Source organism: Bradyrhizobium algeriense (genome assembly GCF_003062295.1).
Taxonomy (GTDB): domain Bacteria; phylum Pseudomonadota; class Alphaproteobacteria; order Rhizobiales; family Xanthobacteraceae; genus Bradyrhizobium; species Bradyrhizobium algeriense.
Genome location: NZ_PYCN01000282.1, coordinates 1 through 434, shown reverse-complemented (window position 1 = coordinate 434; position 434 = coordinate 1). Strand labels below are relative to the sequence as shown.

Annotated in this window: 1 protein-coding gene; it reads right to left on the bottom strand. The window is 57.6% G+C overall.

Going from position 1 to position 434, the window contains the following annotated elements:
- Positions 1–65: 65 nt before the first annotated feature.
- Positions 66–434 (bottom strand): polysaccharide deacetylase family protein (locus tag C7G61_RS43515; RefSeq protein ID WP_476727219.1); only part of this gene is annotated, 369 nt, incomplete at its 5' end.

The following is a 434-nucleotide window of genomic DNA, read 5'->3' as shown; positions in this document are numbered from 1 at the left end:
TCAGTTGGCGAACCGACAGGAGTCGCGCTTCCATATGCTCCTCCAGAGACTATGAGCATAACGCATCAAATCTCATTAGATCTCAAATGTGATCTTGTTTCCATGCCGAAACACTCATCAAGGCACAGGAAACGTATGCCTCTGGCGGCGAGGTGGGCGATAAGCCTTTCGCATAACGACCAGATGACGTCGTCATGAACGAGATGATGCGTCAGGAACCCGATCGGCTCGTCGCGATCCGCATGGCCGGCCACGCGCCGCTCGGTCGCACGGGCGAGGCTGGCGACGATCGATGCCGGGTCGATCAGGCTTCTCGTCCCGTGCCAATCGATGGGATCCACATGGGTGTTGATCTGCACAAGTCCCATTACGGGGTGGACAGCCTTCCGGTCCGTGAAGGTGGATAATCCCCGAAATCCCAAGCGCGGCAGGTG